This is a genomic window from Mycobacterium persicum (genome assembly GCF_002086675.1).
GTDB classification, from domain to species: domain Bacteria; phylum Actinomycetota; class Actinomycetes; order Mycobacteriales; family Mycobacteriaceae; genus Mycobacterium; species Mycobacterium persicum.
This window is the reverse complement of sequence record NZ_MVIF01000029.1, coordinates 43,089-52,968: the sequence shown is the minus strand read 5'-3', so window position 1 is coordinate 52,968 and position 9,880 is coordinate 43,089. Positions and strand designations below refer to the sequence as shown.

Here is a 9,880-nt window from a genome sequence, read left to right as displayed (position 1 = left end):
GCTGATCGGGGGGGAGGGCCGGGTGGTCGAGCCGCTGCGCGCCGCCCTCGACAACGACTACGACGTGGTGAGTAACAACCTCGGCGGCCGCTGGGCCGATTCGTTCGGCGGGCTGGTCTTCGATGCCACCGGCATCACCGACCCGGCCGGTCTCAAGAAACTGCACGAATTCTTCACGCCGCTGCTGCGCAATCTGGGTGCCTGCGCACGGGTGGCGGTGGTGGGCACCAGTCCCGAGGCGATCGCCGACACGCACGAACGGATTGCCCAGCGCGCGCTGGAGGGCTTTACCCGGTCCCTGGCCAAGGAGTTGCGGCGGGGCAGCACGGTCGCGCTGGTGTACCTGTCGCCCGACGCCAAGCCGGCGGCCACCGGGCTCGAATCGACCATGCGGTTCATCCTGTCGGCCAAGTCGGCCTACGTCGACGGTCAGGTGTTCCATGTCGGGGCGGCCGATTCCACGCCGCCGGCCGACTGGGACCGTCCGCTCGACGGCAAGGTGGCCATCGTCACCGGCGCTGCCCGGGGCATCGGCAAAACGATCGCCGAGGTGTTCGCCCGCGACGGCGCCCGGGTGGTGGCGATCGACGTGGAGTCCGCCGAGGAGGCTTTGGCCGAGACCGCCAGCAGCGTGGGCGGCACGCCGCTGTGGCTGGACGTCACCGCCGACGACGCCGTCGACAAGATCACCGAGCACCTGCGCGACCACCACGGCGGCAAGGCCGACATCCTGGTCAACAACGCCGGTATCACCCGCGACAAGTTGCTGGCCAATATGGACGACGCCCGCTGGGACTCGGTGATCGCCGTCAATCTGCTTGCCCCGCTTCGGTTGATCGAGGGCCTGGTCGGAAACGGCAGCATCGGAGAGGGCGGACGAATCATCGGGCTCTCGTCGATCGCCGGCATCGCGGGCAATCGCGGGCAGACCAATTACGGCGCCACCAAGGCCGGAATGATCGGCATCACCCAGGCGCTGGCGCCCGAGCTTGCCGACAAGCGCATCACCATCAACGCCGTCGCACCGGGATTCATCGAAACCCAGATGACGGCGGCCATCCCGCTGGCCACCCGCGAGGTGGGCCGGCGGCTGAACTCGCTGATGCAGGGCGGGCAGCCCGTCGACGTGGCCGAGACCATCGCCTATTTCGCCAGCCCGGCGTCAAATGCGGTGACCGGCAACGTAATTCGGGTCTGCGGCCAAGCCATGATCGGCGCTTGAGCGGTTAGGAGGATTCGGTGAACCAGCCAAGCGGCCTGAGAAACATGCTCCGCGCGGCGGCGGGAGCGTTGCCCATGGTGCCGCGCGGCGGCCAGCTGCCCACCCGCACGGTGACCGTCGAGGAGCTTCGGATCGACCACACCAACGTGGCCGACTACGCGGCGGTCACCGGTCTGCGCTACGGCAACGACGTTCCGTTGACCTACCCGTTCGCGTTGGCGTTCCCCTCGGTGATGGCATTGGTCACCGGTTTCGATTTCCCGTTCGCCGCAATGGGATCGGTACACACCGAGAACCACATCACCCGGTACCGCCCGATCGCGGTGACCGACACGGTCGGCGTGCGGGCGCACGCCGAAAACCTCAGGGAGCATCGCAAGGGCCTGCTGGTCGACCTGGTGACCGAGATCAGCGTCGGCAACGAGCTCGCCTGGCAGCAGGTGACGACGTTCCTGCACCAGCAACGCACCAGCTTGTCCGGCGAACCGAAACCGCCGCCGCAGAAGCAGCCCAAACTCCCACCGCCGTCTGCCCTGCTGCGGATCACGCCGGCCCGAATCCGTCGCTATGCGGCCGTCGGCGGAGATCACAACCCCATCCACACCAATCCGATCGCGGCCCGGTTGTTCGGCTTCCCCACCGTCATTGCACACGGAATGTTCAGCGCCGCAGCGGTTTTGGCGAATATCGAGGCCCGGCTGCCGGACGCGGTGCGCTATTCGGTGCGGTTCGGCAAGCCGGTGCTGCTGCCGGCCAGCGTCGGCGTCTACATCGACGAAGCCGATAACGGCTGGGACCTGACGCTGCGCAACATGTCGAAGGGGTATCCGCATCTGACCGGGACTTTGCGGCCGCTGTAGCGATCAGCCCGCGCGATGGTCGAGGTGTGGGAGCCGGCGGCCGACAGCGAGCCTCTTCAGTGCTTCCGCGCCCACCGCGGTGACCAGAAAGACCACCAGCATCCAAATCGGTGGCCGGGCCAGCTCCCAGACGAAGATCGCCGCCCAGGTGGGCGAGCCCTGGGTGACCGCAAGCACCCCGGCGGCACCGGCCAGCGAGATCACCGGTCCGTGCAGGTGCGTCCCGGTCGCCGCGTTGAGCGTCAACACCAGCAGCGACCCCGCCGCAGCGCCGGTGGCCAACGACGGTGTCAGCAGCCCGCCGGCTCCGCCGGCACGCAGGAACAGCGCGGTCAGCAACGGCTTCAACAGCAAGATCACGGCCGCCGACGACAGCGTCATCCCGCTGGCCAGACTGACCGTCAGGATGCTCTTGCCGTTTCCGGGCAGCTGGGGCCACCAATGCGAACAGATGCCGGTCAGCAATCCCGCGGCCGCCAGCGCGGGGATCAGCATCCAAGACCGCAGCATGGGGCGCGGCCGCGCCGCGGCCATGATCCGGTTGAAGGTCAAACCCACCACCAGCGCGAAGGGCGCCAGCAACAATCCGTGCGCACTGAGCAGATAGGTCGATTCGGCACGGGGCCAGTCGAGTTCGGGGCGGTCATGGGTGACGGCCGAACCGATCGCGACGGCCAGGCTGGACGTGATCAGCGCCGCCCCCACCGCCCGCAACCGCCAGGTGTTGAGCATGATCCGCAGGGCGAACAGCGCCCCGGCCAGCGGGACGGCGTAGACCGCCGCCAGCCCGGCCCCGGCGGCACATGCCAGCAGGATCTCCCGATCGCCGGGTGACAGCCGCCGCAACCATCGGCAACCCACGTCGGTGAGGGCCGCGGCGAATTGGCGTGGCGCGCCTTCGCGGCCGAGCGAGGCGCCGGAGCCCACCAGCACGATCTGCAGCGCGGCGTCGATGCTCCACGACACCGGCGGTATCGGATCATGCCGCGCGATGGTTCCGGCCAGCGGCGGCACCTTGGCGCTGCGGCGCAAGATCCACCAGCCCAGTCCCGCCAGCGCGGCACCGACCATCGGCCCCACCGCGCGCCGGACCGGACTGCTGCCGGTGATCCCGTCGAGCAGTGAGCCGAAAGTGTAGTGGTAGGTGAGGTGTTCGACGAAGCGCAGCACCACCGTCGTCGACAAACCGGCGAGCCCGGCCAGCAGGCCGGCGATGATCACCGCGCAGAAAAAGTCGAGGTTGGGGCGGGCCGGCCGGTTAGGCACCGCACGAATCTAGCCTGCGGCGACGTTGGGACCCAGGTTTGGGCCGGTGTCGCGCTCCGCGGGCGCGCCCTTGAGGCCGTGCCAGAACAAGTCGATCATCATCTCGGCCGCCTCGTCGACGTCGATGTCGCCGACGCTGAGCCGGGTCCCCACCGCCTCTCCCGCCCCTACCAGCGCAACCGCCATCATGTCGATTTCGGCGTCGGAGCGCGGGCTGCGAGTCCCGGCGTGCAGCATCCCGGCGACCAGGTCGATGATCTGCTCGCGTCCCTCGCGCACCGTCTGGGCGAACGCTTGCGAGCTGGTGGCCTGGGTGTACATCACGATCCACGACGCCCGGTTGGTGTCGATGTAGCGCAGGAACGACACTATGGCGTTGCGCAGCAAGTCCTTTGGGCTCACAGTCAAGTCGATGTCGGCGCGCAGCGCGTCGATGAACCGGTTCATCTCACGGTTCAGGCAGGCGCCGAACAGATCTTCCTTGGAGCCGTAGTACAGGTACAGCATCGGCTTGGAGATTTGCGCCGCGGCGGCGATGGTGTCCATCGAGGTCTCGTGATAGCCGTTTTCCGAGAACATCTGCACGGCGGCATCCAGCATCTGCTGCTCGCGGACAGCACGCGGTAGCCGCTTCGTACCACCTGCCATTGCCGTGCACCCCTCCAGCCGGTCGATCCGACTCTAGGGTAGGCAATGCGGGTTCAGCTAATGACCACAGTGCGGAGAGACGTTCTTCATCGCCGCCACCCGCACCACCGATTCGTCGATCGCGGGCATCTGCAATTCGCCGGCGGCCAATGCCTGTTCCAACCGGTCCAGGACGGCGGGCACCTCTTTGGTGGTGACCCACAACGCGATATCGGTGCCGGCCTGCAAGGTGCGTAACACCGCCTCGGCCACGCCGTACCGATCCGAGATGGCGGCCATGCTGGACAGGTCGTCGCTGAACACCGGGCCTCCGAACGCAGGCCCGCCATATCCGGTGCCGGTGCGCAGCAGGTCCACCGCGGCCTTGCTCAGGCTGGCCGGTTCGCTGCCGGTCAACCCGGGAACTTGCAGATGCCCCACCATCACTGCGACCGGGGTCCGGGTCAGCAGGGTGCGGTAGGGCACCAGGTCGCTGGCCACCAGCTCGCTCAACGGCGGCGTCGTCACCCCGCCGGTGTGCGAATCGCCCGAGCCGCGCCCGTGGCCCGGGAAGTGCTTGAGCACCGGCAGCAGCTCGGCATCGCGCAGCCCCTGCGCGTAGGCGCCGGCGTAGGCGGTGACCTTATCCGGATCCGAGCCGAACGAGCGGTCCCCGATCACCGTGTCGTCGGGCGCGTCGGTGACGTCGACCACCGGCGCGAAGTCGACGGTGATACCGAGCTTCTTCATCTGCCGGCCCCGCTCCAGCGCCACGTCGTGGACCTGGGCGACGGTTTGGGTCTGGGCCAGTTCCCGGGCCGACGGACCCCGGCCGCCGAGCAGCGAATGCAACCGCGACACCCGGCCGCCTTCCTCGTCGACGCCACCGGCCAGCGGCAGCGGGCCGGCGCCGGCGGCGAGATCGGCCAGCGGGCCGTTCAACATGGACAGGTCGGTGTCGCTGCCGATCAGGATGCCGCCGACGTGATAGGTGCTCACCACGGCCTTGGCGTCGGCGGCGTCGCGCACCCCCACCATCAGCAGCTGGGCCAGCTTGTCGCGGGTGGACAACGAGGCCGGCACCGCCGTCGGGTCGGCACACACCCGCGGTGCCGGAGCGGCGACCGGGGGCGGTCCGGGCGGCGTGCTCGACGCCGTCGTCGACGACGATCCGGTCCGGGTGCCGCCGTGGCTGCAGGCGGCCACCAGCACCGATACGGCCGCAAGCACCGTCAGTGTGCGCGGAAAAGCCATCCGGACATGCTGTCACGGTGGTGTTTCGGCGCCGGGTTCGGGGGCAACCACTGTTACGTTGTCGACCGACCTGGGGCGAGACGTCGCGCCCCGCCCCGATGATCGCTGCCGACAGCCATGAGATCGCGTTCTGCTAGGTTGGCGCTAAGTTTCTTTCAGCGTTTCTTTCAGCCACCTTTCACCACGACGTCACGCCTCAAGGAGCTCACGATGAACCGGATCGTCGCGCCCGCCGCCGCGAGCGTGGTGGTTGGTCTGTTGCTGGGCGCGGCCGCAATCTTCGGTATCACCCTGATGGTGCAGCAGGACACGAAGCCGCCATTACCCGGGGGCGATCCGTCGTCATCGGTGCTCAACCGGGTCGAGTACGGCAACCGTAGCTAGCCCGGCGGCGTCGGCTTCGAAGGTCAGCGCGGCGGCGCTTGCAGCAAACCCGCTGGTGACGCCCCTCTCCCGGCGGTGGCTGCTGTTGGTCGCGGCGGTGTCGCTGACGCTGACGTTCGCCCAATCCCCCGGGCGGGTCTCCCCCGACACCAAACTCGATCTCATCGCCAACCCGCTGCGGTTCCTGGCGCGCGCGACGAACCTGTGGAACAGCGAGCTGCCGTTCGGCCAATCTCAGAACCAGGCCTATGGCTACCTGTTTCCGCACGGGACGTTCTTCCTCGTCGGCCATCTGCTGGGAGTCCCGGGGTGGCTCACCCAGCGGCTGTGGTGGGCGGTGCTGCTGACGGTCGGCTTCTGGGGATTGCTGCGGGTCGCCGAGGCGCTGGGCATCGGTAGCCCGGCATCGCGGGTGATCGGGGCGGCCGCGTTTGCGCTGTCGCCGCGGGTGCTGACCACGCTGGGGTCGATCTCGTCGGAAACGCTGCCGATGATGCTGGCGCCATGGGTGCTGCTGCCGACGATTTTGGCCCTGCGGGGCACGTCGGGCCGATCGGTACGGGCGCTGGCGGCCCAGGCCGGTGTGGCGGTGGCGCTGATGGGCGCGGTGAACGCCATCGCGACGCTGGCCGGTTGTCTGCCCGCGGTGATCTGGTTGGCTTGTCACCGGCCCAACCGTTTGTGGTGGCGCTATACCGCATGGTGGCTGCTGGCGCTGGTGTTGGCGACGCTGTGGTGGGTGGTGTCGCTGACTCAGCTGCGCGGGGTCAGTCCGCCGTTTCTGGACTTCATCGAATCCTCCGGCGTGACGACCCAATGGTCCTCGCTGGTGGAGGTGTTGCGCGGCACCGACAGCTGGACGCCGTTCGTGGCGCCCGACGCAACCGCGGGGGCGCCGCTGGTGACCGGGTCGGTCGCGATCCTGGGCACCTGTCTGGTGGCGGCGGCCGGGCTGGCCGGGCTGGCCAGTCCGGCGATGCCGGCTCGCGGCCGGCTGGTGGCGATGCTGCTGGTCGGCGTGGTGTTGCTGGCCGTCGGGTACGGCGGCGGGCTGGGCTCGCCGCTGGCCCATCAGGTGCAGGCGTTCTTGGACGCCGGCGGCACGCCGCTGCGCAATGTGCACAAGGTGGGGCCGGTGATCCGGCTGCCGCTGGTCTTGGGCATCGCGGGGTTGCTGGGTCGGATACCGCTGCCCGGCAGCGTGCCCAGGTCGCAGTGGCTTCGCGCGGTTGCGCACCCCGAGCGCGACAAGCGGGTGGCCGTCGGAATCGTCGTGCTCACCGCGATGGCGGTCAGCACCTCGCTCGCCTGGACCGCTCGGCTCACCCCGCCTGGCACCTTCACTGCGATACCCCGGTACTGGCAGGAGGCCGCCGACTGGCTCAGCGCGCACAACACCGGGACACCGACGCCGGGGCGGGTGCTGGTGGTGCCCGGGGCGCCGTTCGCCACCCAGGTCTGGGGCACCAGCCACGACGAGCCGCTGCAGGTGCTGGGCAGCAGCCCGTGGGGGGTACGCGACTCCATTCCCCTGACCCCGCCGCAGACCATCCGGGCGCTGGACTCGGTGCAGCGCTTGTTCGCCGCCGGACGCCCCTCCGCCGGCCTGGCGGATACTCTTGCCCGCCAAGGCATTTCGTATCTGGTGCTGCGTAACGATCTGGACCCCGAGACGTCGCGCTCGGCACGCCCGATCCTGGTGCACCGCGCCATCGCCGGCTCACCCGGGCTGGCGAAGGTGGCGGAGTTCGGCGCGCCGGTGGGTCCCGGCTCGCTGGCCGGGTTCGTCAGCGACAGCGGACTGCGGCCGCGCTATCCCGCGGTAGAGATCTACCAGGTGGGTGGCGCGGGTGCGCCCTACTTGGTCGACACCGACCGGCTGCCCCGCGTCGACGGCGGGCCCGAGGTGCTGCTGCGTCTCGACGAACGGCGGCGGCTGTCTGGCCAACCGGCGCTGGGTCCGGTGCTGCTGACGGCCGATGCCGTCGCCGCCGGTCTGACGGCTCCGCTGGTGACGGTCACCGACACCCCGGTGGCCCGCGAAACCGATTACGGCCGGGTGGATCAGCACTCCTCGGCGATCCGGGCGCCCGGGGACGCCCGACACACCTACAACCGGGTGCCCGACTATCCGGTACCCGGCGCCGACGTGGTGTACGGCGGGTGGACCGGCGGCCGCGTCACGGTGTCCAGCTCGTCGGCGGATTCCACCGCCATGCCCGACGTGGCCCCGGCCACCTCGGCGGCGGCCGCGATCGACGGTGACTCGGCGACCGCCTGGGTGTCCAACGCACTGCAGGCCGCCGTCGGGCAGTGGCTGCAGGTGGACTTCGATCATCCGGTGGCCAACGCCGTCATCACCCTGACACCGAGTGCGACCGCCGTCGGCGCGCAGATCCGGCGCATCCTGGTCGAGACCGCCACCGGCAGCACCACCCTGCGGTTCGACGAGGCAGGCAAGCCGCTCACCGCGGCGCTGCCCTACGGCGAAACGCCGTGGGTGCGGGTCACCGCGGCCGCCACCGACGACGGGTCTGCCGGGGTGCAGTTCGGTATCACCGATCTGGCGATCACCCAGTACGACGCGTCCGGGTTCGCCCACCCGGTGCAGTTGCACCACACCGTGTCGGTACCCGGGCCGCCGGCGGATTCGACGATCGCGCGCTGGGACCTGGGGTCCGAATTGTTGGGCCGGCCGGGTTGCGCGCTCGCCTCCGACAGCGTGCGCTGCGCCGCGTCGATGGCCCTGGCGCCCGAGGAGCCCGTCAACTTCAGCCGCACGCTCACCGTGCCGCGCCCGACGACGGTGACCCCGACGGTGTGGGTGCGGCCCAGGCAGGGGCCCAAACTTGCCGATCTGATCGCTGAGCCGGACACCACCCGCGCGCACGGCGACTCCGATGTGCTCGACGTCGCGGGCTCGGCCTACGCCGCCACCGACGGCGACCCCGCCACCGCATGGACCGCACCGCAGCGGGTGGTGCAGTACAAGTCGCCGCCGACCCTGACCGTGAGCCTGCCGCGACCCACCGAGGTGGCCGGACTGCGGCTGCTGCCCAGCCGGTCGGCGTTGCCCGCCCATCCGACGATGGTGGCCGTCGACCTGGGCGACGGGCCCCAGGTGCGTGCGGTCAATCGCGACGGCGAGCCTCAGACGCTGTCGTTACACCCCCGCATCACCGACACGGTCACCATCAGCCTGCTCGACTGGGAAGACATCATCGACCGCAATGCGCTGGGCTTCGACCAACTCAAGCCTCCCGGGCTGGCCGAGGTGACCGCGCTCGGAACCGACGGCAGCCCGATCGCGGCCGCGGATGCCGTGCGGAACCGATCCCGAGAGATCACCGTCGACTGTGCGCACGGCCCGGTCATCGCGGTGGCCGGCCGCTTCGTACACACCTCGATTCGGACCACGGTGGGCGCGCTGCTGGACGGCGAACCGGCTACGGCGCTGCCCTGCGAACGCGAGCCCATCTCGCTGCCGGCCGGCCAACAGGAGCTGCTGATCGGTCCGGGAGCGGAATTCGTTGTCGACGGCGCCCAGCTGACGGCTCCGGAGGCAGCCGAATTACCCTCCACCACAACGGTTCCCGCCGCAACCGGGGTGTGGGGCCCGGGCCGTCGGGAAGTGCGGGCGCCCGCCTCGGCGACCTCGCGAGTGCTGGTCATTCCGGAAAGCATCAACCCCGGTTGGGTGGCGCATACCAGTAGCGGCGCCAGGCTGACTGCGGTTGCGGTCAATGGCTGGCAGCAGGGCTGGGTGGTGCCCGCCGGTGATCCCGGCACCATCACCCTCACCTTCGCGCCCAACTCGGTGTATCGATCGGGCCTGGCTTTCGGGCTTACGTTGCTGCCGGTGCTGGCCCTGCTCGCGCTCTGGCGGCGACGAGGCCAGGACCATGGCCATGCGGCCGTACGCCCTTGGGCACCCGGGCCGTTGGCGGCGGTCGCGGTGCTGACGGCCGGGGGTGCGATTGCCGGGGTGGCGGGAGTTGCCGTGGTAGGCGCAGCGTTCGGGCTGCGGTATGTATTGCGCGACCGGGAGCGGGTGCTCGACCGGATCACCGTCGGATTGAGCGCGGGTGGTCTGATTCTCGCGGGGGCAGTATTGTCCCGTCATCCGTGGCGCTCGGTGGACGGCTACGCCGGCCACTCGGCCAGTGTCCAACTGCTGGCGCTGATTTCGCTCGCGGTGTTGGCCGCATCGGTGTCGATGCCGGCTTGGGATAGCAGTCCCGGACGGGACCCCGAACAGGAGACTTGA

7 protein-coding genes are annotated in these 9,880 nt (G+C 69.7%); 4 read left to right on the top strand and 3 right to left on the bottom strand.

Annotated features, from left to right (window positions below; all coding sequences use genetic code 11):
* Together BST40_RS11950 and BST40_RS11945 are read left to right on the top strand one after the other, a co-directional pair.
* A partial coding sequence (locus tag BST40_RS11950) for a 3-oxoacyl-ACP reductase (RefSeq protein ID WP_083154354.1) occupies nt 1-1,222 on the top strand: 1,222 nt, incomplete at its 5' end.
* A 17-nt stretch (nt 1,223-1,239) separates the two neighbouring features.
* The gene (locus BST40_RS11945) at nt 1,240-2,082 is read left to right on the top strand and encodes a MaoC/PaaZ C-terminal domain-containing protein (protein ID WP_075546672.1); all 843 of its coding nucleotides are present in this window, start codon (nt 1,240-1,242) and stop codon (nt 2,080-2,082) included.
* Between the two features lie 3 nt (nt 2,083-2,085).
* Here BST40_RS11945 and BST40_RS11940 read toward each other — a convergent pair whose 3' ends face one another.
* From BST40_RS11940 to BST40_RS11930, 3 genes are read right to left on the bottom strand one after another with little or no spacing between them, the layout of a single operon-like run.
* Complete coding sequence (locus BST40_RS11940) at nt 2,086-3,348, bottom strand: chloride channel protein (protein ID WP_075546671.1); 1,263 nt, start codon at nt 3,346-3,348, stop codon at nt 2,086-2,088.
* A 9-nt stretch (nt 3,349-3,357) separates the two neighbouring features.
* Entirely contained in the window at nt 3,358-3,996 is a 639-nt protein-coding gene (locus BST40_RS11935; RefSeq protein ID WP_075509652.1) for a TetR/AcrR family transcriptional regulator, read from the bottom strand.
* 57 nt (nt 3,997-4,053) lie between these two features.
* Nucleotides 4,054-5,229, bottom strand: coding sequence for a glycoside hydrolase family 3 N-terminal domain-containing protein (locus BST40_RS11930; protein ID WP_083154348.1), 1,176 nt, complete (start codon nt 5,227-5,229; stop codon nt 4,054-4,056).
* A 210-nt stretch (nt 5,230-5,439) separates the two neighbouring features.
* Between BST40_RS11930 and BST40_RS11925 the strand changes: the two genes are divergently transcribed.
* Together BST40_RS11925 and BST40_RS11920 are read left to right on the top strand one after the other, a co-directional pair.
* On the top strand, nt 5,440-5,613 hold the full coding sequence (locus BST40_RS11925; RefSeq protein WP_023369784.1) for a DUF2613 domain-containing protein: 174 nt from the start codon (nt 5,440-5,442) through the stop codon (nt 5,611-5,613).
* Nucleotides 5,614-5,668: 55 nt separating this feature from the next.
* Entirely contained in the window at nt 5,669-9,880 is a 4,212-nt protein-coding gene (locus tag BST40_RS11920) for an alpha-(1->3)-arabinofuranosyltransferase (RefSeq protein WP_083154346.1), read from the top strand.